The sequence below is a fragment of the [Pantoea] beijingensis genome (assembly GCF_022647505.1).
Lineage (GTDB): Bacteria > Pseudomonadota > Gammaproteobacteria > Enterobacterales > Enterobacteriaceae > Erwinia > Erwinia beijingensis.
The window spans coordinates 2,590,327-2,612,726 of the sequence record NZ_CP071409.1 but is presented as its reverse complement, the minus strand read 5'-3'; the positions used below and the strand labels follow the sequence as shown (position 1 = coordinate 2,612,726).

The following is a 22,400-nucleotide window of genomic DNA, read 5'->3' as shown; positions in this document are numbered from 1 at the left end:
GGCTCAACGGGCGCTGGGTAACAGGGAGGTAATGTGGCGCGGCCAGTTATCACTGCAGGCCCACAGGCGCATTTGCTCAATGTCCGGTGCCAGCAAGCGGTCTTTGTCGAGGAAGGCAACGCGTTCACGCAGGCGCGCCATTTCATTTTCAATCACGGGTGAGCTTTGCAGCGGACGATGGAAATCAATACCTTGTGCAGCAGCCATGGCTTCAATACCCACGACGGCAGCGGTGTTGAAACACATCGCCCCCAGGCGACGTGCGGCATAAGTGGCCATAGAAACGTGATCTTCCTGATTGGCAGAAGTGGGCAAACTGTCGACGCTGCCTGGATGTGCCAGCGATTTATTTTCGGAAGCCAGTGCGGCGGCGGTAACCTGAGCAATCATAAAGCCGGAGTTGACGCCACCATCGTTGACCAGGAATGGCGGAAGTCCCGACAGGCCACTGTCGAGCAGCAGTGCCAGGCGACGCTCAGAAATCGCGCCAATTTCCGCGATGGCCAACGCGATAATATCAGCGGCAAAGGCGACGGGTTCTGCGTGAAAATTCCCCCCTGAAATGACATCGCCGCTCTCCGCAAATACGAGTGGGTTATCCGAAGCGGCATTAGCTTCAATTTGCAGCACGCGAGCGGCATGGCTGAGGTTATCAAGGCAAGCGCCCATGACCTGAGGCACGCAGCGAATAGAATAGGGGTCCTGAACGCGGCCACAGTGAGTATGAGAGGCCAGAATTTCACTGCCCTCCAGCAGCGCGGCGACCGCAGCGGCAACCGCGATTTGTCCTGACTGCCCCCGAGCCTGGTGAATACGGCTATCTAAAGGCTTAACGGAGCCTTTAATCGCCTCCAGCGAAAGCGCACCAGCCACCAAACCTGCCGCAAAAACTTTTTCCGCTTCAAATAAGCCGCGTAGTGCCAGCGCGGTCGACACCTGGGTTCCGTTAAGCAGTGCAAGGCCTTCTTTCGGTCCCAACACAAAGGGAGTCAGTCCGGCTTGTTTTAGCCCTTCAACCGCGCTGATGCGCTGACCCGCTATGCGAACCTCGCCTTCGCCGATCAGCATTAGCGACAGGTGCGCCAACGGCGCTAAATCGCCGGAGGCACCCACTGACCCCTTTTCCGGAATGCAGGGCATAACGCCCGCATTAAACAACGTGATGAGCGCGTCGATCAATTCCATACGCACGCCGGAATGACCGCGTGACAGACTGATCACTTTCGCCGCCATCACTAAACGTACTACGTCGTCGGGCAGGAGTTCTCCCAGGCCTACACTGTGGGACAGTACGAGGTTACGCTGCAGTTCCGCCAGACGTTCGCCGGGAATAGACGTTTGTGCCAGTTTGCCAAAGCCAGTATTGATGCCGTAGGTGACGGTGCCTGTACTGACGATGGCCTCAACCGTTTTGTGCGCCTTTATCACCTCGTCTCTGGCACTATTATCCAATGTCAGGGTTACGCCGCCATGGTAAATGGCTTTGAGCATCGTGAGATCAACCGCGCCCGGTAGTAAACGACATTCATGCGTATTGAGCGGCATAGTATACTCCTGTCTATACAAGTTCAGCGAAAAGAGAAACCTGCCGGTGAGCCAGGTTGATTCCGCTGCAAACAGTGGCAGCGGGGGGAAGTCATTTGCTCATCCATGATGCTACGGGCGGGGGAAATGGCCTTTCATTTGCGTCGCCGCAGCGTTGTGATGATGATATTGAGTGAAACATAAGTGTATATTCTTGTCTATACAACCAACGTTGGGTGTGCCAACCCGATCACAAAACGTTATGTTGCTGGCACGGCGCTGTGAGAGGGATCACTGACGGCGGTTGGATTATGCTGGAGCCCGGCAGAACAAGGTGCACGCCGTTTGTGCGATGGGCGGGTTCAGATGTATATACATTTCCGTGACCAACCCGTAAACTGAGGCAACTATTTTTATGAAGGATATTATTGATGGTTGAGCAGACGGCCCTCACGCAACTTGCTGCTGCTATGAGCGATCAGCCTGCGCCGATTTACCAGCGCGTGAAGCAGGCGATTATAAGCCAGATTGCTGAAGGCGTCTGGAAGGTCAATCAGCGTGTCCCTTCCGAGAGTGAGCTGGTTAACGAACTGGGCGTAAGCCGCATGACGATAAACCGCGCGCTGCGTGAGCTTACCAGTGAAGGCTATTTGATTCGTATGCAGGGCGTGGGAACGTTTGTTGCTGAGATGAAAGGTTATACGGCGATGCTGGAAGTGCACAATATTGCTGAAGAGATCGCTCAGCGGGGACATTCCCATAGTTGCAAAATCCTGTCGTTGACCGAAATGAAAGCTGACCCTGAACAGGCGGCAATACTCGGTTTATCTACCGGACAACCCCTTTTCCATTCGCTAATTATTCATTTTGAAAATGACGTTCCCGTGCAACTGGAAGATCGTTTGGTTAATCCGTTGATGGCACCGGATTACCTGTATCAGGATTACAACAGTCAGACACCCTATGCCTATCTGATTCAGGTCGCGCCGCTGACGGCGGGTGAGCATGTTGTGGAAGCGGTACTGCCGGATACACGTCAGCGCAAACATCTGCTGTTGGATGAACATGAACCCTGCCTGCTGATACGTCGACAGACCTGGAGCGATTCGAAAGTGGTGACCTATGCGAAACTGCTTTATCCGGGATCACGTTATAAGCTATTAGGAAAGTTTAAAGGGCACGGTTAACGACTCTGCCGCGGGAAGGGGGAACGGCGTTTTCAATCGTCTCAATTTGCGCAAATAACATCAGAGCATCTGCGGTCATGGGATGCACCGGTTCGCCTCCCTGATACCACCAGGCCCCTTCGCCGCGCGTCAGGCGTTTTTCACCCACCTGCCATTCACCCGTAATGATCCAAAAAACGCCGGCCTGGCACTGTTGTGCGGCGGACGTGGTAAAAACGCGTGCAGTGGTGCTATCGCGGCGCGTCATGACATTGAAATCCAGACTTTTTTCACCCGATAACTTACTGAAGATCGGCGTTTCACCGGCGAAAGCGAAGGGCTGATTAAGCCGTAAAGCTTGAATTATTTCTCCGGCGGCATAGAGTTCGACGCCTTCGCCCTCCAGTAATGTAATCACCCGATCAACGCCAGGAAAAAGAGAAAAGTCACCACGCCTGGCAATTGTCGCAATGCTGGCGCGCCAGTCAAATACCGTCGCATGCGGTGGAAAACTAATAATCTCACGCGTTTCACCGCCGCCATTGCGCCAAGGGCTCACTGGCAGAGTTTGGGTGTCGTAAAAATGCATCATTGCACAGCCCTCATGACATCCCGAAAGCGCGCTGCGCTCTCTTCCTGCTGCGCATGCTGACCCGCGTTAATCACCTGTTTGCCTGCCACCCAGACATCATGGATCTGCGAACGCTGACCAGCGAACAGCCAGCGGTTAAGCAGCGCGCGGTCATCGCAGCTTCCCAGCCAGGCGTCATTTGTCAGCACCAGCCAGTCAGCACGCTGCCCCACGGCAAGCGATCCGGTTTTTACGCCGCATGCCTGAGCGCCGCCTGCGGCCGCCTGACGGTAAAGTCCGTCCCCGACGGAAGGTTGATCTACGCTGACGATACGATTGCGGCGGCGATCGCGCAGGCGCTGGCCATACTCCAGCCAGCGGAGTTCTTCAACCACATCCAGCGACACGTGGCTATCGGAGCCGATTCCCCAGCGTCCGCCCAGGGCAATATAGTCCGTGGCAGGGAAAATACCGTCACCGAGGTTAGCTTCGGTTGTCGGGCAAAGGCCAGCGACTGAACGGCTGGCGGCAAGGCGGGCGATTTCGCCTTCATCAAGATGGGTGGCATGGATCAGGCACCAGCGCTCATTAACATCAAAGCGATCCAGTAACCAGTTCACCGGGCGTTCACCGCTCCAGGCGAGGGAGTCGTTCACTTCCTTTACCTGTTCGGCAATATGGATATGGACGGGTAAGGTGGACGAAGAGGCATGTAGCACCTCTTTCATCTGCTGTTCCGTTACGGCCCGCAGCGAGTGAAAGCACAGCCCCTGATTGTGCAGCGGTTTGTTAACCAACGCTTTACGGAGATTTTCCTGCTGGCGCAGATAGCTTTCCGTGTTCTGAATAAAGCGTTTTTGCCCATCCTGCGGCGGCTGTGCGCCAAATCCGGCATGACAGTACAGCACCGGCAGCAGCGTCTGTCCGATCCCCGCGCCTTCTGCCGCAGTAATCAATTGTTGCAGCATGTGGTCCTGCGCATAGGGCTGACCGTTGATCTGATGATGTAAATAGTGAAACTCTGCGACTTGCGTATAGCCGCCTTTCAGCATGTCGATATACAGATAGTGCGCGATGTGGCCGACGTGTTCCGGTGAAAGCCGTTGAACCATGCGGTACATAACATCACGCCATGTCCAGAAACTGTCCTGCGGATCGCCGGCGATCTCAGCAAACCCTGCCATGGCACGCTGAAATGCATGTGAGTGTAAATTAGCGATGGCGGGAAGTACCGGGCCAGATAACGGAACAGCGTTGGCTGAGGAGCTGTCAGGGGTTACTGCGCTGATAAAACCCTGTGCATCTACCTCTATACGTACCGCATGTTTCCAGCCATCCGCCAGTAGCGCTCGCGGCGCAAAATAACTCGACATGGTTGATCCTCAGGCTATGTGGTTGTATATACATATACATACTTTATCCGATACTGTAAATGGCTCGAAAGACAGGATCGATGGACGGGAACAGCAGATGGCAGGTGAATTACGTTGTGACAGTGTGTGGTACGGGGCCGATCTCATTACGATGCGTGACGGGCAATATAACCCGATTACAGATGGCGCGATTGCGGTAAAGGATGGCGTCATCGTCTGGATTGGCCCACGTGCTGAGGCTGGCGATATCCAGGCGGATAATCAGACCGATTTTGCGGGCGGCATTATTATGCCGGGCTTTATTGACTGCCATACGCATCTGGTTTTTGGTGGCGATCGCAGCCATGAATTTGAGCAGCGGTTGAACGGCGTCAGCTATGCAGAGATCGCCGCGCAGGGCGGCGGTATAATTTCTACGGTGCGAGCCACGCGGGACGCCTCACTGGACGAACTGGTCAGTAGCGCACGCTGGCGCATTGACTGCCTGCTGGCGGAGGGTGTCACTACGCTGGAGATTAAATCGGGCTATGGTCTGGATGAAGCGAGTGAAGTCCGCATGATGATGGCGATTCGCCAACTGGCACAACAGATCCCTGCCGATGTGCTGTCAACCTGCCTGGCCGCACATGCCGTTCCGCCTGAGTTTGCCGATAATCCCGATGGCTGGATTGATCTTATTTGTGAGCAGCTGTTGCCACGGGTAAAACGTGAAAACCTCGCTGATGCAGTCGATGCATTTTGTGAGCATCTGGCCTTCTCACCGCAACAGGTAGCCCGTGTCTTTGCCCGCGCCAAACAGCTGGATTTACCGGTTAAACTGCATGCAGAGCAGCTCTCCTCGCTCGGTGGCAGTACGCTGGCGGCACAGTTTAACGCGCTTTCGGCCGATCATCTTGAGTACGCGAGTGAACGTGATGTGCAGGCGATGGCGGAGCATGGCACTGTCGCGGTACTGCTCCCGGGGGCATTTTACCTGCTGCGGGAAACGCAGCTTCCGCCAATAGATCTGTTTCGTCAGTATCGTGTTCCCATGGCGCTGGCGAGCGACGCCAACCCCGGTACATCACCCGCGCTCTCTTTGCGTTTGATGCTGAACATGGCCTGTACATTGTTTCGCTTCACGCCGGAGGAGGCCCTGGCAGGCGTAACGTTATATGGCGCTCAGGCTCTGGGGCTAGCCGACAGCCATGGATCGCTGGAGGTAGGCAAAGTAGCAAACTTTGTACACTGGCCGTTGGCCCGTCCGGCGGAATTGGTTTACTGGTTGGGTGGACAGCTGCCTTGCCAGGTTATTTATCGAGGAGAAGCGCAATGAAGCCTTATGAATTTTCAACGGGTACGCTGCCATTACTTATCAGTATTCCCCACGCGGGCCTGGCGCTAACGCCGGAGGTTGAGGCGGGCCTGAGCGAAGCAGCCGCAGGGCTGTGTGATACTGACTGGCATATTCCTCAGCTCTATGATTTTGCGCGGGAGATAGGGGCCAGCGTGGTGTCAGCAAACTATTCGCGGTTTGTTATTGATCTGAATCGGCCTTCGGATAATCAGCCACTGTATACCACGGCCACCACCGGGCTTTTTCCAGAGACGTTGTTTGACGGCTCGCCGACGTTTAAACCGGGGATGACGCCCACGGATGCCCAGCGGCAGGGCTACCTGCATACTATCTGGACGCCTTATCACGATAAAATCCGGCAGGAGTTACAGCGGATTAAGCAGCAGTTTGGCTATGCCTTACTGTTTGATGCCCACTCTATTGCTTCAGCGATCCCCCGTTTATTTGAGGGGCGTTTGCCCGATCTTAATCTGGGTACGAACAGCGGTGAGAGCTGTAGTCCGGCGATCACCGAAAGCCTGCGCCGCTGCTGTGGTGCACAGTCGCGTTTTAGTTGGGTGATGAATGGGCGTTTTAAAGGCGGCTACATCACCCGAGCCTACGGCAAACCGGCAGAGAACCAGCATGCTGTGCAGCTGGAACTGGCGCAGTGCAATTATATGGATGAACGGCCGCCGTTTGGCTGGCGTGAGGATAAAGCCAGGGAATTGCAGCCGCTGCTGAAGCAACTGGTGGGAACACTGCTTGAGCAGGGGAGCCGCTCTGGTGGATAACGATATTGCATCCGGGGGACCGGCGTCGCCACTGCTCGTTGACGGCTAAGACAGTGCGTCCGGGCGGACTAAATCAAACCGCAGGTCGTCACTGATAGCGTAGTAAGCCGTCGGGCCGCCACCGCGTAAAACTGGCCCGGCTTTTGCTGTCTGATAAACACCCTTCTCCAGCAGGTCGCTATCGATATGGATCGCGACCACTTCACCCAGTACCAGCCAGCTTGGGATTTTCTCGCCATCGGCAGACTGCAACTGAATGCACTGTGAAAGCTTACATTCAAAGTTAACCGGACTTTCTGCCACCATAAAGCCATTGATATAGCTGGCAGGAGCCGGCGTCAGGGCAGCCAACTGAAACTCATCTTGATCTGGCGGTACCGTAGCCGAGCTTTCATTCATCGGAACGGCCAGTGAGCGTGTCACCAGGTTCCAGACAAATTCGCCCGTTTCGCTGATGTTCTTAACGCTGTCTTTCCAGCCGCCGCTGGCAAAACCAATAATGGGTGGTTGATAGTTAAAGCAGTTAAAAAAACTGTAAGGCGCGAGATTACGTTGGCCGTCCTGGCTCACCGAGCTGATCCAGCCGATAGGCCGTGGCCCAATAATTGCGTTGAGAGGATCGTGCGGTAGGCCATGTCCCAGCCTGGGTTGATAGGTGTAACGCTGACGGCTCATAATACTCCCTTCTCATTGAAAAATGGTGACGATTATCGCCTGGATTCTGCACATGACTGTGCGTCTGAACCACATATCCGTACGTTGAGATTAAAGCTATCTTCGCCTGCCCAGGTAAGTAAAAACTGCTGTAGATGTTTACGGGTTTCGTTACAACGCGTATCTTACGCGCCGACGACCTGGAGAGAAGCCGATGATCAAACCCGCCGAAAAAACTGTTCTGCACCCGCGTAATCGCCACCGCGGGCGTTACGATTTCACAGCATTAAAACTCAGCCATCCCCCTCTGGTGCCTTACGTGCAGATAAATCAGTATGGCGATGAGTCGGTGAATTTTGCCGATGCGGAGGCGGTGAAAGTATTAAATCAGGCGCTGTTACATCATTTTTATCAAATTGAACACTGGATGATACCTGACGGGTTCCTCTGTCCGCCCATTCCAGGACGCGCTGATTATATTCATCATCTGGCTGATTTACTGGCGGAAGATCACCAGTCGGTGGTGCCGAAGAACAGTAATGTGCTGGATATCGGCTGCGGCGCAAACTGTATTTATCCACTGATTGGACATCGTGAATATGGCTGGCGCTTTACCGGTTCTGAAGTTAACGAGCAGGCGATGCGCGCCGCGAATGCCATTATTGCGGCCAATCCCGGTCTGGCGCGGGGCATACGCCTACGTCGTCAGAAAGATAACGGGGCCATATTCCACGGTGTTATCCATAAAAATGAAAGTTACAGCGCGACGATGTGTAATCCCCCGTTTCATGCTTCAGCCAGCGACGCACGTCAGGGCTCACAGCGTAAATTGCGCAATCTTGGGCTGGATACCCGCGCACCACTCAATTTTGGCGGTCAGCAGGATGAACTCTGGTGTGAAGGCGGTGAACGTGCGTTTATCGGCAAGATGATTGCTGAGAGCGCTGAGTTTTCACGTCAGTGCGTCTGGTTTACCTCACTGGTTTCGCGCAAAGAGCATTTGCCAGAACTGCGGCGACTGCTGGAAGAGGCGGAGGTTGCGCAGGTGCGGATCGTAGAGATGGCGCAGGGCCAAAAGCAGAGCCGTTTTATCGCCTGGAGTTTCCTGGATAAAACGGCCAGAAGCCGCATGCTGGCTAACCTTAACCGCTGAAGGCAGTAGTAAAGATTATTGTGGTGCGGGTAAGTGCTGAACGCTGGCTGCACCACTGACATCATGCCCGGTTTGCATTACCTGCACCGTTTGATGAGGCGCGTTGATGCCCGCGGCATCAAAATGCTTTTTCACCTTATCATCCAGCGCAAAGCGCACGGTCCACTGCTTCAGTGGCTGAGTGGTAAAAGAGACGCGGACGGTGAACGCATAATCCGTTAGCCCTACCAGCCCTGCAAAGGCTGGTTCGCCGATGACCATTGCACGGATCTCTTCATCCTCCATCAGTTCCTGTACCGCTTCCTGTAGTACCCTATTCACCTTATTGCTCTCTTCGTGGCGATCGACGTCGTAATTGGCAACAAACGAGCCAATGCCACGGACAAAATTGGCGAAGGTAGTGATCGAGGACCAGGGAATAATATGGTAAGCCCCGGTATCCTGGCGTACGCCAACTGACCGAATCGACATGCGTTCTACGGTGCCGGTAATTGCGCCGATAGTGACCAGATCGCCCGTATTCATTCCGTTTTCAAACTGGATAAAAATGCCGGTAATAATATCTTTCACCAGCGTTTGTGAACCAAAAGAGACCGCCAGACCCAGTGCGCCTGCGCCTGCCAGAAGCGGCGCGATATTGACGCCGATTTCTGACAGCAGAATCATAATGGTAATCGTACTGATAATTACCGCCAGCGCGTTACGGAACAGCGTCAGTAGCGTGCGAGTTCGGGCGCTGGGCATCGGGCGGCCGTGAGAGTCGGAGGCAAGGCGGCTCTCAATCAGGCTGGCCAGCAATGTCCAGCCTACTGCAGAGAACAGCAGGATCATCAGGATACGGATCAGAATGTCGACCAGTTTTTCACCCGCACCCACCGTCAACCAGTGCCAGAGATCGAACAGGTTCCATGCGTTCAGCAGCAGTAGTGTTACGGCAAATACCGTTAAAATACGTGCAAGCTTCAGCAACCCTGAAATCCAGGCATTCACCCGCTTTTGCAATTCGGGATAGTTACGCCGTAATTCGGGGGACAAAATAATGGTTTTGGCAATCCAGCGTGTCAGAATGCCGGAGACGAGTGCACCGATGCCAATAATCGCCAGGCTACGTACCGAGGCGGCCATCATGAATTTCAGGCTATCGCCGGGGTTAAACATGGAGAAGAAAAACAGCGCAATAAAATAGGCGCTTGCCAGCCAGTGCCAGACCAGTGAGAACGCGCGAATGAATAGGGCGAAAAAGGCCATGGAGCGATCGGCCAGCGCCACCAGTTCCTGGCGTATACTGCGGCGGTTATGGAAGATAAGGTAGAGCGCCCACAGTGTAATTAATCCCATAATAATGATGTTAACCAGTGCTCCTGCCTGTACGTTCACCTGATTTGAAACGATGGGTACGATAACCAGTAAACCATAGCCAATGAGCCCGCTAAGCCAGCTAAGGCGTGTTTGCCAGTAAATGGCACGATTGTCGGCAATATGAAACGGACGTAGATCAGGGTAGCGCGGGCAGAAAATCAGACGCAGTACTGCTTTAAAAAATTCAATGAGGGCAAAAGCATTCAGAAACAGACCTTGCTGATAAGCAATAGTCCGGCTGCCTGCATTCAGGTGATCGCTCATAATCTGGCCTGCAAACAGCGCGACCGCCAGCAGCAAAAGGTCGATAATAAATGCACTGATAATCATTGCCGGTAGATGAAGCCAACTGGTCCGGTCGCGGTTTTTGTGGCGTCCCCAATTCCCCATTCGGCGGTAAATTGGTGTCGCCATCCAGCAAATGAGCCAGTAAAAGGCGAAGAGCGCAGCGGCCAGCATGACAAAGTGAGTCAGCGCATTGAGAAAGGTTTTTTGATTAAAGGCTTTATGCGGCGCGGTGGTAATATTGCGGTGTAGCTTTTCAAACTGTGAAGCGAAGGCTCCGCCGTAATGCCGGCTCAGATCGGTCAAGCTTTGCAATACCGTTTTTTCTTCCGGTTCTGCACTGGGTGGGGTGAGGACCGGTGTGGCGTCTTCTGAGGGGCTGGCCGCGGCATGCCGTAACTGTTCAATTAGCTCCTGCCGTGATTGGGTATTTTGCAGGATATTGGCGAGTGCTGCATAGGCGGCTTTTTTATCCTCTACACTGGGTTCACTTTCGCTGGAGGCATCGTTTTTCGCCTGACTTTGCTGGGCCGCAGCCGCAGCCGCTGGTAGCGTGACAGCCTGGGCCTGCCACGTGAATCCGCAGAGAAAAAGTAAAACCAGTAGCCCTTGCGTGATGTTACGCCGTAGCGGGTGAGGAACTAACATCCCATTCTCCTTTTGTGGCGCAAAAAACAGCGCTCAGTCGGGAAGTATAGTCTGCCGGGAGAGGGGAGGCGGGAAAGCGATAGTTTTTTGAGATTGATGACATAACGCGTGGCCGGGAATAACCCGGCCAATACATTATGAGACGTGCTGCAAAAACTCACGCAAGCGTGCGCTTGGCGGATTAGATATTAATGCGTGGGGATCGCCGTCCTCAGCGATACGGCCTTTATCAATAAAAATCAGGCGTGAGGCAACCTTTTCTGCAAAGCCTACTTCGTGGGTGACAATAACCATCGTCATGCCTTCTTCCGCAAGGTCCTGCATTACTTTCAGAACTTCATGACGCAATTCGGGATCGAGCGCAGAGGTCGGCTCATCGAACAACATCATTTTTGGCTTAACGGCCAACGCGCGTGCTATCGCCACGCGCTGTTGCTGACCACCGGAGAGCTCCGAAGGAAAATGGTGCGCGCGCTCAGCAAGCCCAACTTTCCCCAGCAGCGTTTTTGCCAGCTCATGCGCCTCTTTTTTGGCTGCGCCGCGAACGCGAATCGGTCCGAATGCCACGTTATCCAGCGCCGTCATTTGCGGGAAAAGATGGAACTGCTGGAACACCATGCCCGCTTCCTGGCGGATAAGACGTTCATCGACTTTGGGATCGTTAACTTTCAATCCATCGACAATCAGTTCGCCGCTGGTGATCTCTTCCAGTTTATTAATGCAGCGTAACAGTGTGGATTTACCGGAGCCGGAAGGCCCAATGATCACCACCACTTCGCCTTGATTAATTTTCAGATTGATATCGTGCAGCACCTTAGTTTGACCAAAATGCTTGGAGACATTTTTAAATTCAATCACAGGATTTTCATCCTTTTTTCAACGCGGCGCAGAATGAAACTCAACACCAACGTAATAAACAGATAGATAACGGCGACCGCGCTCCAAATCTCCAGGGCGCGAAAGTTACCGGCAATAATTTCCTGTCCCTGACGCGTCAACTCCGCCACGCCAATCACAATAAACAGTGATGTATCTTTGATACTGACAATCCACTGGTTACCCAATGGCGGCAACATTCGACGTAGCGCGAGGGGCATAATCACGTAACGCAACGTTTCTCGCCGAGACAGACCAAGCGCCAGACCGGCTTCACGAAAACCATTATTGATAGAGAGTACGGCGCCGCGTGTTATCTCAGCGATATAGGCGCCAGAGTTGATAATAATTGTGACGACGGCGGCGCTAAAAGGATCGATACGCAGATCGGTAAACGCCATCGGCAGGGCGAAGTAGATAAACATCACCTGCACCACGATAGGCGTGCCACGGATCAACTCAATAAAGACCAGGGCGATATTACGTGAGAACCAGCCGCCGTAGGCACGAGCGAAACCGGCAATTAGGCCGATAATCAGGCCACCAACCAACCCCAGGACCGAAATCCACAAGGTCATTTTGGCGCCTTCAAGCAGGATAGGAAGAGCGGGCCATATGGCGCTCCAGTCGAACTGCATGTCATTTTCTCCGGATCAAAACCGTTCAGGGACATAATAACGTCCCTGAACGTGGTGACAACGTGATCTGTTCAGGCGGGTGATGACACCTTCCCGGACAGGGCTTTGTCAGCTATTTGAGCTAACGTAGCCGCATTCCGCAGTCAGTGCTTATTTCGGTTCAGTACCGAACCATTTTTTATAGATGGTGTTATAGGTGCCGTTATCACGCAGAGTTTTCAGCGCACCGTTAACTTTTTCACGCAGTTCATCACTGCCTTTCGGGAAGGCGATGCCGTATTGCTGTGCCTCAAGTGAGTCACCAACGGCTTTAAACTGGCCTTTACCGGCAGTGTTGATGAAGTAGAGAATATTGGGTGTATCGTGCAGTACCGCATCGGCACGGTTGGTTCCCAGTTCCATATAAGCGTTATCGATGTTTGGGAACTGGCGCAGGTCTTTGGTTTTAATATGTTCTTTGGCGTAATCAACAGAACCGGTTCCGCTCTTTACCGCAACCACTTTGCCATTCAGATCAGCGATGCTTTTCACATCATTATTGTTTGCTTTCACCATCACAGTCAGGCCACTTTTGTAGTAACCATCGGAGAACTCAATCGCTTTTTTGCGTTCATCGGTGATCGTAATGCCTGCCAGCGCCAGATCGATATTTCGGGTTTGCAGGGCAGGGATAATACCGCTGAAATCCATGGGTTTCAGGGTGTAGTCAATGTTGAGCTGTTTGGCTACGGCGTCCCACAGATCGATATCAAAACCAACGTATTTGTCACCCTGCTTAAATTCAAAGGGAACGAAGGCGGTATCGGTAGCGACAACCAATTTTTTTTCGGCGGCAGTTGAAGAAACTGCAAAGGTGAGCGCGAGTGCGGCAAGAGAAACCTTAAAAATGGACTTCATCATCTTATCCTTAATTACTGTGTAGGGAACGCATCCCTTTATATTACTTGCAGCCATATGAAAGAATTATGCCAACTTTACATATGAAGTTAAAACAGCAGGTTACCCAATAAACATGGCCAACGGTGCCGGGATAAATAAGGGGTGCACCATTATCGGGCGCCATTTTGGTGCGTTGGTGTCTATCCTGGTGCAAAGGCACTGACCAATAGAGCACTAAAATGGGGGAACAATGAACAGGAAGGTTAAAAATATGCCAGAGAGGTCAAAATTATCGCTAAAAAACGGGTGTTATCGCAGTTGACTGTCCTTGCTACCGCGTCGGTTATATAACATTGTGCTGCTTTTTTTATCGTGTGCCTGTTGGCACTGAACGCAGAACTGCACGCCGGTCAGAGCCAGACGTCTTGCTTCAGGTATCGCTTCACCACACGCTTTGCAATATTCGGCGCTGACACCGTGATGCAGGTTTTGCCGTGCACGCTGCACCGCGTCATCAACAGTGGAATCTATTTGCTGCTGAACGGCACCATCATGTGCCCATCCGTTTGCCATACTGCCTCCATCGGGAACGTGGACTGGCGAGGCGAGTCTTCCATCGCTATTGGGCATGGAAAATATAAAAAAGCGAATGACCAGCGTACATTCGCTTTTGAGATATCGACACGTGCTTATTGCCCGTCATTGAGGTAGTGGCAGATCAACCTCTGTTTTTTCTGCCACCATGATCATATCCCGGGCGAGGCGTTACTCGATATTTGCTTCGATAAACCACAGGAATTTATCCAGATCGCGCGACGCTGCGGTAAAGATATCGGCCGTGTCTTCGTCTTCTACTTCACCGATCGCTTTGCGGACATCATTAGCGACGTACCCATAGCGGTCTGCCAGTGCTTTCAGATGATCCTGAACGCTGTGAATATTTAGCGGGTAACTTTGTAGTGGCGTTCTATCTGTTACCACTTGCGTAGTGCCCAAAGCCACCCCGCCTAACTGAACAATACGCTCAGCCATCGTGTCCTGATGATCGATAATTGCGGTACGGAAGCCATCCAGCATTTCATGTACGGCAATAAAGTTAGCGCCACGCATGTTCCAGTGCGCCTGTTTAGTAATTAACGACAGGTCAATGAACTCAATGGTCAGACGGCTGAGCACCTCGATTGTGGCCTTTTTCTCATTCTCTGCCACGTCATTACGGGTGTAAATCAGATCGGAAGATTTTGTTTTAACCAGTTTTGCGGTACTCATTATTGATATCCTCTAATGATTAGTTGTCCTGTTTAATACGGAAATAAGTATAGCACCGTTTTTCTTTTCTGCCGGAAAGATGCTGCCTATCGGTCAAATAGTGTCATCCTGTTGCGCAAATATATAATATGGCTGGCATTGTTAATACGATTGAAAATAATGATGAAAGTAATAAATATGTCAGGGTTAATATTAATTGTATTTATTAACAAATAGTTATGCGATTTCAGGTTGGAGAGGTAACTGGAAAGGTTCTTTTATGGGAAATAGTGACGGAGTGTGAATATCCATTATCTTAAAATGGTAATGTCATAAAATAATAATATTACTATCATTGTTATGCCGCCATTAGGCGGCCCGGCGGAAGAAAATTATTTATGCTCAGGGGTAATTGATTCAATTTTTACGCTTTTAGGGCGTAACGTCAGCGTTGAGCCTATTGATGCCAGTATAATCGCCATGAGCGCCATCCACTGTATCAGCGTTAACATCTCTCCCAGAAAAAGCATGCCGGATATGGCTGCCATTGCCGGTTCCAGGCTCATCATGGTGCCAAAGGTTCGCGCAGGTAAACGCGTCAGTGCGATCATCTCGAGAGAGTAGGGAAGCGCACTGGACAGGACGGCAATGGCAATCCCAACAGGAATAAGTGACAGATGCCATACGCCACTTTCAGCGAAGCTCAGCCCGAGTGGGACAAATATCACTGAGGCAATCACCGAGCCCATGGCGACAGTAGCCGGCCCGTGTTCCGCGCCCGCTCTCTTACCTGACAAAATATAAATCGCCCAGCAGATGCCTGCACCCACGGCCAGCGCCGCGCCCTGAGAATCGACGGTGGAAAGGTCCTGGCCAACGGGCAGCAAAAACCACAAACCCAATATTGCCAGGATGACCCAAATAAAATCCGATGGACGACGCGAGCCAGCTAACGCAAGTGCTAGCGGGCCGGTAAATTCAAGTGCAACGGCAATGCCGAGGGGGACGGTACGCAAGGAAAGATAGAACATGTAATTCATCCCTCCCAGTGCAAGGCCATATATCACAAGGGGGATACGCTGCTCTGGCGCGAAGCGTAAACGCCAGGGCTTAAATATTATACAAAGTATCAGCGTGCCCAGACCAAGACGCAGTGCGGTAATGCCCGGTGCGCCAACCTCTGGAAAAAGCGATTTGGCTAACGCGGCACCGCCCTGAATCGAGATCATGGAAATAAGTAACACCAATAGCGGTAACCAAACGGGAAACGATGAGGGAGAGCTAATCTGGGGGGATGACATCCTGTATACCTGCCTTTGAACCCATCAATGAGCCTGAATAAGCGCGATAGTATAATATATCCGTTCTGCTTCATGCTGCAGGTTTATTGGCCGTTTCGGCCTGATTTTATCAGCAGGTCGGAGTAAGTTGCCGGATAGATATCGGCGTGACGGCGACAATCTGGATTATTAATCGGGTGAAAAATGTGAAGGTATAGACGAAAAAATTTGCCTGGCAAGGCGAAAACAGGCGTTTTTTAGTAAAGAAATGTCAGGATTATTTAGGATTAATCTTAATGAACCTTTTTTTACAATCGGATTTTACGTAGGGTGCGGACCTTAATTTATAAGTAAAATGAATGACATATGAAAATCCATTAACGTTCTGTTACACCAAACATAGCATTGGACAACAATTTGCAGGCAGAGTTTCCTTCTAATTTTTGTTATATTTTCAACGTTGTCAGGAGAGAAGTACTTTCACATTTGAGGTGGTTATGAAAAAAATTGCATGTCTTTCAGCACTGGCTTGTGTACTGGCCGTATCTGCAGGTTCCGCAATGGCGCAGAGCACCGTTACTGGCGGTTACGCACAGAGCGACTTCCAGGGCGTAGCGAACAAAGCTAACGGTTTCAACCTGAAATATCGCTACGAAAACGGCAGCGATCCTCTGGGCTGGATCGGTTCTTTCACCTACACCGAAAAAGATCATAACGACAGCGGCGTTTATAACAAAGGCCAGTACTATGGTATCACTGCTGGTCCCGCTTTCCGTCTGAATGACTGGGCAAGCATCTACGGTGTTGTGGGTGTTGGCTACGGTAAATTCCAGCAGAATGGTCCAGACCGTGACAAATCTAACAACAGCGATTACGGTTTCTCCTATGGTGCAGGTTTGCAGTTCAACCCAATCCAGAACGTTGCTGTGGACGTAGGTTACGAGCAGAGCCGTATTCGTAGCGTTGACGTTGGCACCTGGATCGCTGGTGTAGGTTACAGCTTCTAAGTTTGCCAAATACCTGTTCAGGTTAACCTGAACAATGAAAAAAATCCGCCCTTTGTGGCGGATTTTTTTATGCCTGTGATTTATGTCTGATAGCGCTGAGCCAAAAAAGAGACTATTGAAAATGCGTGTATTTGTTTAAACAGCAGAAGTATGGGGGAGGTGTAACGCCGGTATTTATCCATCGAAGATGCGCAGTGTAATGAGATAACGTTTTGATTTTAAAATTAATATTTTGATTTGATGAGTTTTTTTATCGCGTGTTCTGGCTGACATGGGAGAGGAACGTGTTGTTTCTGCACATTGAGGAAAGGCTCTGGCTTCAGCACAACATCATGTCATAAAAATATGAGGTATGTCAGGCAGGGATAACAACATAAGGGGTAAATGTTAGGTAGTCCGGCGCGTTTGGTTATCGCTTTGATGACTGGGGCTGCAAGGGCACTGAACTGCGGCTATAGATTACGCTGTGAAGAGTCGCTGCGTGTCAGCATCGCATGTTTAGCATGAAGGTTTCTGATCGTCCTGAATGTTTTTAGGTGCAGTTAACATCTCCAGCAGCATCAGGCGAAGAGTAAAAGGTGAGCGGCTGAACAGCCGTAACAGCAAAGGTGCTTTCATCGTTTTCATCTCCAGCGGCGTCGCTTCCCGCATCATTTTCTGCATCACCAGCATCGTATTTCCTCTCAGTTAACGGCGATTAAGTAACAGGCATAAGCCACCGATAAATAGCATCAATAACAGGAAAGGCTCGTTCATCACCGTTATTCTCCGCTTGCACACGTGCGTTTATGTTCGCTTAGTAAACAGGTATAGCATAGGCTATACCATATAGCCAATGCTATTTATCAGAAAATTTGTGCTTCTTTGAGCTTCGTTTACAATGTGGCACCAACAGACCCGCATAGTAGAAAATTTATCCAAGTGCATTGGCGTGCCGATAAGGTAGAGAAATTGGCGATCCTTAAGGTAACAGGGCGGTTATTCATTCCGCACAAGCGCCAGATTATGAGGGGATAGCGTTGGTCAATAAGAAGAGGAAGTAGAATGAGCCGTCGTGCCAAACCGACAGCAGCCAGCATAACTATGGCGCTGAAAGATATCGAAGAACATGTCGAAGGGTTTCGACAGGTCCGTGAGGCGCACAGACGTGAGTTGATCGATGATTATGTTGAATTAATCTCCGATCTCATCCGCGAATTTGGCGAGGCGCGCCAGGTTGATATGGCCGCACGTCTTGGTGTGTCACAGCCGACAGTGGCAAAGACGCTTAAGCGACTGGGCACTGCCGGGCTGGTTGAGCAGGTACCCTATCGGGGCGTATTCCTGACGCCCGAAGGCGAAAAGCTGGCTGAAGAGAGTCGTGAGCGTCATCATATCGTGGAAACGTTTTTGTTGGCTCTGGGCATCAGTCCGGATACAGCGCGTCGTGATGCTGAAGGCATTGAACACCATGTCAGCGATGAAACGTTAGCCGTCTTCCAAAAATTCTATCAAAACGCTGGATAACTAACGGCCTGAGATGGGTCATTGACGCGTTATCATGACGACATTACTAAAGCCGTTTCTGCACGATCGCTTTCTTCATGTACTGATTATTCTGGGCATGATGTGTGCTTTTTTTGCGCCTTTTCAGCTATCACAATTGCCGCAGGCGGTGGACTGGAATACCATTTCCACGCTCTGTGGCCTGCTCATACTGACGAAAGGCATTGAAAGCAGCGGTTATTTTGATGTGCTGGGACGCCGGATTATTCAGTATTTTCAGCATGATCGCACGCTGGCGGTATTCATGGTGAGCGCCGCGGCTCTGCTTTCAACATTTCTTACTAATGATGTCGCGCTATTTATTCTTGTTCCATTAACGCTGACGTTGCGAAAATTTTCTACCTTGCCGGTATCCCGGCTGATCATATTCGAAGCGCTGGCGGTTAACACAGGTTCGCTACTGACACCGATCGGTAACCCACAAAATATTCTGTTATGGAGCCACGGGAATATTCGGTTCCTGCAATTTATTGGGCAAATGTTGCCGCTGGCAGCGCTGCTACTGGGAAGTCTGTTACTGCTTACCGTATTGAGTTTTTCCAACAGGAAGATCCACCTCCATTCTGCAGAGGGCACCGATGTCTGGCAACATCGTTTGTTCTACGTTAGTGTCCTGCTATATGTGATATTTATTGTTTCCCTGGAGATGCGGCTGGTTGTCTGGGCGTTACTGTTGGTGTTTTTGGTGTTCCTGATGCTGTCCCGCCGTATCCTGGTTGCGATTGACTGGAGTTTGCTGGCGGTATTTATCGCGATGTTTATTGATGTTTTTTTACTGACGCAATTGCCGTTATTGCAAGTACCGCTGCAGCAGATTAGCCGATTGAGCGAGGGTAAAACGTACCTGCTGGCGGCAGGATTATCGCAGGTCATAAGTAATGTGCCTGCGACAATCCTGTTGCTCACCACGCTGCCAGCCAGTCAATTGCTGGCTTGGGCGGTAAACATTGGCGGTTTTGGTCTACTCCCTGGTTCACTGGCCAATATCATTGCCTTACGCATGGCGCAAGATCGGCGAATCTGGATGCATTTTCACTTCTATTCTATTCCTCTTTTTCTGTGGGCGCTGGCTATTGGCTGGGTGGGGTTTTTATTTTTGCGTGCGATTTAATAACAGTCATCGTCTGCTTTTGTCAGTAAATCCTGGTATTTGTCATTTTTCTTTCTATTGTTATAGACAGGTTATCTTTCAAACTCTTTCCTGGTTGGCAACCCTAACGTATTTGATATTGCATCAAAACGATGAGAACGCGTCTGACGACATAGTTCAAATGCCGGAAAAGCATTTGCCGTTTGAAGGAAACTTGAATGATTTTGCGTAGAGCGGCCCGAACTTTGGCTGGCTCGGCTTGAGCCAGCGGAAAACTGATGAGACTTATGACAACTTCAAGCGATCAACCAGCAGATGATAACCAGCGTCATCAGCACGACGAACAGCAGCAAAACACCCCTCAATATCAGGAAAACGATAAGCAGCCACGCAAAAGGCCAGGGAAGAAACCGCTGATTATTCTCGGTATTATCGTCGTATTGATGATTATCATCGCATTATGGTTTTGGCTCTCTTCGCGTAATATTGAAACTACGGATGACGCCTTTACCGAAGGCGATGCGGTGACTATTGCGCCTAAAGTTTCCGGTTATGTGACAAAGCTGCTGGTGCGTGATAATCAACGGGTTAAGAAGGGCGATTTGCTGGTGAAAATCGATCCACGCGATAATATTGCACAGCGCGACCGGGCGAGGGCGCAGCTCGGTTTGGCCGTCGCGCAGCTGCACCAGGCCCAGGCTCAACTTGCCCTGTCACGGGTGCAATATCCGGCACAATACGACCAGGCAAAGGCCGATCGATTAAAAGCTGAAGCCAGTTTACTTAACGCCGAGGCGGAATATCGCCGTTTGCGTGGCGTTGACCCGAGGGCGACTTCGCAGCGTAATATTGACAGTGCTAATGCACAATTGCGTTCGGCGCAGGCGCAACTGCAAAGCGCTAAAGCGCAGCTTGAGGTGGCCTCGCAGGTTGCATTGCAAATCCGGCAGCAGGAAACCAATGTCGAAGCGCGGCAGCAGCAGGTTGAACAAGCAAAGGCCCAGCTTAATACGGCGGAGCTCAATCTTTCCTGGACCGACATTCGTGCACCTTATGATGGATTTATTACCAAGCGTAATGTTCAACCGGGTACATTAGTACAGGCAGGCTCGGCACTATTCTCGCTGGTATCGCCTGACGTGTGGATAGCCGCCAATTTCAAAGAGTCCCAGTTGGCACGTATGCGGCCGGGTAACAAAGTCGAAATTACCGTTGATGCCCGGCCAGATATGAAGCTGGAAGGGCATGTCGACAGTGTGCAGATGGGATCAGGTTCGCGTTTTTCTACGTTTCCATCGGAAAATGCGACCGGAAATTTTGTGAAAATTGTTCAACGTGTGCCGGTTAAAATTGTCATTGATAAAGGTCTGGATAGCAATCAGCCCTTACCGCTCGGGCTATCTGTTGAACCGAAGGTTACGCTGGAATGAGCCCTTCCGGACGCTGGAAGCCTGCCAGTAATCCGTGGCTGGTGGCTATCACCGTCACACTGGCGGTGTTTATGGAGATCCTTGATACCACGATTGTTAACGTGGCGCTGCCGCATGTGGCAGGTTCACTCTCTTCCAGTTACGATGAAGCAACGTGGGTCCTGACGTCCTATCTGGTTGCTAACGGTATCGTCTTGCCGATGTCAGCGTTTCTTAGCCGCGTCTTTGGCCGCAAGCAGTTCTTTTTGATCTGTATTGTGATGTTTACTCTGTGCTCCTTCCTGTGCGGTATCGCCACCGAGCTGTGGCAGATCATTTTGTTTCGCATATTACAAGGGTTCTTTGGCGGCGGCCTGCAACCAGTCCAGCAATCTGTGCTGCTTGATTATTTTAAAGCAGAGGATCGCGGGAAAGCTTTTGGTCTCTCGTCAATTGCGATTATTGTCGCCCCGGTGATCGGTCCGACGCTTGGTGGATGGATTACCGATAACTACAGCTGGCGTTGGGTATTCTTTATTAATATCCCTGTAGGTATTTTGACGGTAATAGCAATTTATCAGCTGCTGGAAGATCCGCCGTGGGAACGGAAATGGGCGAAGAGTAAACTGAAAATTGATTATATCGGCATCAGTTTGATTACCCTGGGGCTGGGGTGTTTGCAGGTAATGCTCGATCGTGGTGAGGATGAGGACTGGTTCTCTTCTGGTTTTATCCGGCTATTTGCGGTGCTAACAGCGATTGGCTTAGTGGGAGCGATCTACTGGTTGCTGTATGCAAAAAAACCGGTAGTAGATATTCTCTGCCTCAAAGATCGTAACTTTGCCATCTCCAGCTTATTGATGGCCGGGATGGCGATGATCCTCTACGGCAGTTCTGTGGTCCTGCCGCAGTTGGCACAGCAAGATTTAGGCTACACCGCCACATGGGCCGGGCTGGTGCTGTCACCAGGCGCGGTATTGATTGTGCTGACCATTCCCCTGGTGATTAAATTGATGCCGGTGGTGCAGACTCGCTGGATAATTGCCTTTGGTTTTACCTGTCTGGCGGTGGCATTCCTGTATTCATCCACGCTAACCCCCGATATCGATTTCAAAACGCTGGTCCTGATGCGCAGTGCGCAGTCGATAGGGCTGGGTTTTCTGTTCGTTCCCCTAACCACTATTGCATTTGTCACCATCCCGCAGCGATTGAATGCGGATGCCTCCGCACTATTTACCATGTTTCGTAACGTTGCTGGCTCTATTGGCATCTCGCTCTCGACGGCGGCAATCACTGAACGTGCGCAAGCGCGCAGCGCGCATATGGTCCACAGTATGTCACCGTTGAATGAGCCATTTAATTTGACCGTAGAACGCTGGGCGCAGGGGATCCGTGATTTTACATCAGCAGTGGGCGATCCCGTGACGTTAGCCACCGGCAAGCTCTACCAGGAGCTGATAGCGCAAGCACGCATTCTGGCCTACGTCGATGTGTTTATGGGGCTAAGTCTCGTGGCCTTTATTTTGATTCCGTTTTGTTTACTGCTTTCGCCGATTAAAAGCGAAGGCAGCGCAGGAGCGCACTGA

Annotated in this window: 21 protein-coding genes; 9 read left to right on the top strand and 12 right to left on the bottom strand. The window is 51.3% G+C overall.

What is annotated here, in order from left to right:
- Nucleotides 1-3: 3 nt before the first annotated feature.
- Nucleotides 4-1,545 carry a histidine ammonia-lyase gene (hutH, locus tag J1C60_RS11800; protein ID WP_128177827.1) on the bottom strand — a complete coding sequence of 514 codons (1,542 nt, stop codon included), beginning with the start codon at nt 1,543-1,545 and terminating at the stop codon, nt 4-6.
- Nucleotides 1,546-1,955: 410 nt separating this feature from the next.
- Between hutH and hutC the strand changes: the two genes are divergently transcribed.
- Nucleotides 1,956-2,711 carry a histidine utilization repressor gene (gene hutC, locus J1C60_RS11795; RefSeq protein WP_128177825.1) on the top strand — a complete coding sequence of 252 codons (756 nt, stop codon included), beginning with the start codon at nt 1,956-1,958 and terminating at the stop codon, nt 2,709-2,711.
- On the opposite strand, the gene J1C60_RS11790 is transcribed toward hutC, so the two are convergent.
- Nucleotides 2,695-3,282, bottom strand: a complete 588-nt coding sequence (locus tag J1C60_RS11790; RefSeq protein ID WP_128177823.1) for a HutD family protein — start codon at nt 3,280-3,282, stop codon at nt 2,695-2,697. The two genes, hutC and J1C60_RS11790, sit on opposite strands and share 17 nt — an antisense overlap.
- Nucleotides 3,279-4,634, bottom strand: a complete 1,356-nt coding sequence (locus tag J1C60_RS11785; protein ID WP_128177821.1) for a formimidoylglutamate deiminase — start codon at nt 4,632-4,634, stop codon at nt 3,279-3,281. Before J1C60_RS11785 ends, J1C60_RS11790 begins: the two co-directional genes overlap by 4 nt.
- Nucleotides 4,635-4,731: 97 nt before the next feature.
- Between J1C60_RS11785 and hutI the strand changes: the two genes are divergently transcribed.
- Complete coding sequence (gene hutI / locus J1C60_RS11780) at nt 4,732-5,949, top strand: imidazolonepropionase (protein WP_128177819.1); 1,218 nt, start codon at nt 4,732-4,734, stop codon at nt 5,947-5,949.
- Entirely contained in the window at nt 5,946-6,743 is a 798-nt protein-coding gene (hutG, locus tag J1C60_RS11775) for an N-formylglutamate deformylase (protein ID WP_128177817.1), read from the top strand. Before hutI ends, hutG begins: the two co-directional genes overlap by 4 nt.
- Before the next feature lie 45 nt (nt 6,744-6,788).
- Here the strand turns inward: hutG and J1C60_RS11770 are convergent, their stop codons facing one another.
- Nucleotides 6,789-7,418 carry a flavin reductase family protein gene (locus J1C60_RS11770; RefSeq protein WP_128177815.1) on the bottom strand — a complete coding sequence of 210 codons (630 nt, stop codon included), beginning with the start codon at nt 7,416-7,418 and terminating at the stop codon, nt 6,789-6,791.
- A gap of 193 nt (nt 7,419-7,611) precedes the next feature.
- Here J1C60_RS11770 and rlmF point away from each other — a divergent pair, with 193 nt between their 5' ends.
- Nucleotides 7,612-8,550, top strand: a complete 939-nt coding sequence (gene rlmF / locus J1C60_RS11765; protein ID WP_128177813.1) for a 23S rRNA (adenine(1618)-N(6))-methyltransferase RlmF — start codon at nt 7,612-7,614, stop codon at nt 8,548-8,550.
- Between the two features lie 15 nt (nt 8,551-8,565).
- Here the strand turns inward: rlmF and ybiO are convergent, their stop codons facing one another.
- From ybiO to rhtA, 7 genes are all read right to left on the bottom strand, one after another.
- Nucleotides 8,566-10,842 carry a mechanosensitive channel protein gene (ybiO, locus tag J1C60_RS11760; RefSeq protein WP_128177811.1) on the bottom strand — a complete coding sequence of 759 codons (2,277 nt, stop codon included), beginning with the start codon at nt 10,840-10,842 and terminating at the stop codon, nt 8,566-8,568.
- 135 nt (nt 10,843-10,977) lie between these two features.
- Entirely contained in the window at nt 10,978-11,700 is a 723-nt protein-coding gene (gene glnQ / locus J1C60_RS11755) for a glutamine ABC transporter ATP-binding protein GlnQ (protein WP_128177809.1), read from the bottom strand.
- Nucleotides 11,697-12,356, bottom strand: a complete 660-nt coding sequence (gene glnP, locus J1C60_RS11750; protein WP_128177807.1) for a glutamine ABC transporter permease GlnP — start codon at nt 12,354-12,356, stop codon at nt 11,697-11,699. Before glnP ends, glnQ begins: the two co-directional genes overlap by 4 nt.
- Nucleotides 12,357-12,506: 150 nt before the next feature.
- A complete protein-coding gene (gene glnH, locus J1C60_RS11745) occupies nt 12,507-13,253 on the bottom strand; it encodes a glutamine ABC transporter substrate-binding protein GlnH (protein WP_128178007.1) in 747 nt (248 codons plus the stop codon).
- 291 nt (nt 13,254-13,544) lie between these two features.
- Nucleotides 13,545-13,808: a DksA/TraR family C4-type zinc finger protein gene (locus J1C60_RS11740; RefSeq protein ID WP_128177805.1), complete on the bottom strand. Its 264-nt coding sequence runs from the start codon at nt 13,806-13,808 to the stop codon at nt 13,545-13,547.
- 192 nt (nt 13,809-14,000) lie between these two features.
- A complete protein-coding gene (gene dps / locus J1C60_RS11735; protein ID WP_128177803.1) occupies nt 14,001-14,504 on the bottom strand; it encodes a DNA starvation/stationary phase protection protein Dps in 504 nt (167 codons plus the stop codon).
- Nucleotides 14,505-14,875: 371 nt separating this feature from the next.
- Nucleotides 14,876-15,784, bottom strand: a complete 909-nt coding sequence (gene rhtA / locus J1C60_RS11730) for a threonine/homoserine exporter RhtA (protein WP_128177801.1) — start codon at nt 15,782-15,784, stop codon at nt 14,876-14,878.
- Between the two features lie 476 nt (nt 15,785-16,260).
- Here rhtA and ompX point away from each other — a divergent pair, with 476 nt between their 5' ends.
- Nucleotides 16,261-16,770 (top strand): outer membrane protein OmpX, encoded by a 510-nt coding sequence (ompX, locus tag J1C60_RS11725; RefSeq protein ID WP_128177799.1) that lies wholly within the window; start codon nt 16,261-16,263, stop codon nt 16,768-16,770.
- Nucleotides 16,771-17,268: 498 nt separating this feature from the next.
- Here ompX and J1C60_RS11720 read toward each other — a convergent pair whose 3' ends face one another.
- Nucleotides 17,269-17,442, bottom strand: a complete 174-nt coding sequence (locus tag J1C60_RS11720) for a hypothetical protein (RefSeq protein WP_154325156.1) — start codon at nt 17,440-17,442, stop codon at nt 17,269-17,271.
- Nucleotides 17,443-17,814: 372 nt separating this feature from the next.
- Between J1C60_RS11720 and mntR the strand changes: the two genes are divergently transcribed.
- The 4 genes from mntR to J1C60_RS11700 all read left to right on the top strand — a co-directional run bounded on the left by mntR (nt 17,815) and on the right by J1C60_RS11700 (nt 22,400).
- Nucleotides 17,815-18,276, top strand: coding sequence for a manganese-binding transcriptional regulator MntR (mntR, locus tag J1C60_RS11715; RefSeq protein WP_128177797.1), 462 nt, complete (start codon nt 17,815-17,817; stop codon nt 18,274-18,276).
- Between the two features lie 34 nt (nt 18,277-18,310).
- On the top strand, nt 18,311-19,426 hold the full coding sequence (locus J1C60_RS11710; RefSeq protein WP_128177795.1) for an SLC13 family permease: 1,116 nt from the start codon (nt 18,311-18,313) through the stop codon (nt 19,424-19,426).
- A gap of 266 nt (nt 19,427-19,692) precedes the next feature.
- The gene (locus J1C60_RS11705) at nt 19,693-20,835 is read left to right on the top strand and encodes an HlyD family secretion protein (RefSeq protein WP_128178005.1); all 1,143 of its coding nucleotides are present in this window, start codon (nt 19,693-19,695) and stop codon (nt 20,833-20,835) included.
- Nucleotides 20,832-22,400 carry a DHA2 family efflux MFS transporter permease subunit gene (locus J1C60_RS11700; protein ID WP_128177793.1) on the top strand — a complete coding sequence of 523 codons (1,569 nt, stop codon included), beginning with the start codon at nt 20,832-20,834 and terminating at the stop codon, nt 22,398-22,400. Before J1C60_RS11705 ends, J1C60_RS11700 begins: the two co-directional genes overlap by 4 nt.

What these genes read in the sequence shown, in the direction of transcription:
- hutH (WP_128177827.1), bottom strand. Translation starts at nt 1,545, where the DNA reads ATGCCGCTCAATACGCATGAATGTCGTTTACTACCGGGCGCGGTTGAT.
- hutC (WP_128177825.1), top strand. Translation starts at nt 1,956, where the DNA reads ATGGTTGAGCAGACGGCCCTCACGCAACTTGCTGCTGCTATGAGCGAT.
- J1C60_RS11790 (WP_128177823.1), bottom strand. Translation starts at nt 3,282, where the DNA reads ATGATGCATTTTTACGACACCCAAACTCTGCCAGTGAGCCCTTGGCGC.
- J1C60_RS11785 (WP_128177821.1), bottom strand. Translation starts at nt 4,634, where the DNA reads ATGTCGAGTTATTTTGCGCCGCGAGCGCTACTGGCGGATGGCTGGAAA.
- hutI (WP_128177819.1), top strand. Translation starts at nt 4,732, where the DNA reads ATGGCAGGTGAATTACGTTGTGACAGTGTGTGGTACGGGGCCGATCTC.
- hutG (WP_128177817.1), top strand. Translation starts at nt 5,946, where the DNA reads ATGAAGCCTTATGAATTTTCAACGGGTACGCTGCCATTACTTATCAGT.
- J1C60_RS11770 (WP_128177815.1), bottom strand. Translation starts at nt 7,418, where the DNA reads ATGAGCCGTCAGCGTTACACCTATCAACCCAGGCTGGGACATGGCCTA.
- rlmF (WP_128177813.1), top strand. Translation starts at nt 7,612, where the DNA reads ATGATCAAACCCGCCGAAAAAACTGTTCTGCACCCGCGTAATCGCCAC.
- ybiO (WP_128177811.1), bottom strand. Translation starts at nt 10,842, where the DNA reads ATGTTAGTTCCTCACCCGCTACGGCGTAACATCACGCAAGGGCTACTG.
- glnP (WP_128177807.1), bottom strand. Translation starts at nt 12,356, where the DNA reads ATGCAGTTCGACTGGAGCGCCATATGGCCCGCTCTTCCTATCCTGCTT.
- glnH (WP_128178007.1), bottom strand. Translation starts at nt 13,253, where the DNA reads ATGAAGTCCATTTTTAAGGTTTCTCTTGCCGCACTCGCGCTCACCTTT.
- J1C60_RS11740 (WP_128177805.1), bottom strand. Translation starts at nt 13,808, where the DNA reads ATGGCAAACGGATGGGCACATGATGGTGCCGTTCAGCAGCAAATAGAT.
- dps (WP_128177803.1), bottom strand. Translation starts at nt 14,504, where the DNA reads ATGAGTACCGCAAAACTGGTTAAAACAAAATCTTCCGATCTGATTTAC.
- rhtA (WP_128177801.1), bottom strand. Translation starts at nt 15,784, where the DNA reads ATGTCATCCCCCCAGATTAGCTCTCCCTCATCGTTTCCCGTTTGGTTA.
- ompX (WP_128177799.1), top strand. Translation starts at nt 16,261, where the DNA reads ATGAAAAAAATTGCATGTCTTTCAGCACTGGCTTGTGTACTGGCCGTA.
- J1C60_RS11720 (WP_154325156.1), bottom strand. Translation starts at nt 17,442, where the DNA reads ATGCTGGTGATGCAGAAAATGATGCGGGAAGCGACGCCGCTGGAGATG.
- mntR (WP_128177797.1), top strand. Translation starts at nt 17,815, where the DNA reads ATGAGCCGTCGTGCCAAACCGACAGCAGCCAGCATAACTATGGCGCTG.
- J1C60_RS11710 (WP_128177795.1), top strand. Translation starts at nt 18,311, where the DNA reads ATGACGACATTACTAAAGCCGTTTCTGCACGATCGCTTTCTTCATGTA.
- J1C60_RS11705 (WP_128178005.1), top strand. Translation starts at nt 19,693, where the DNA reads ATGACAACTTCAAGCGATCAACCAGCAGATGATAACCAGCGTCATCAG.
- J1C60_RS11700 (WP_128177793.1), top strand. Translation starts at nt 20,832, where the DNA reads ATGAGCCCTTCCGGACGCTGGAAGCCTGCCAGTAATCCGTGGCTGGTG.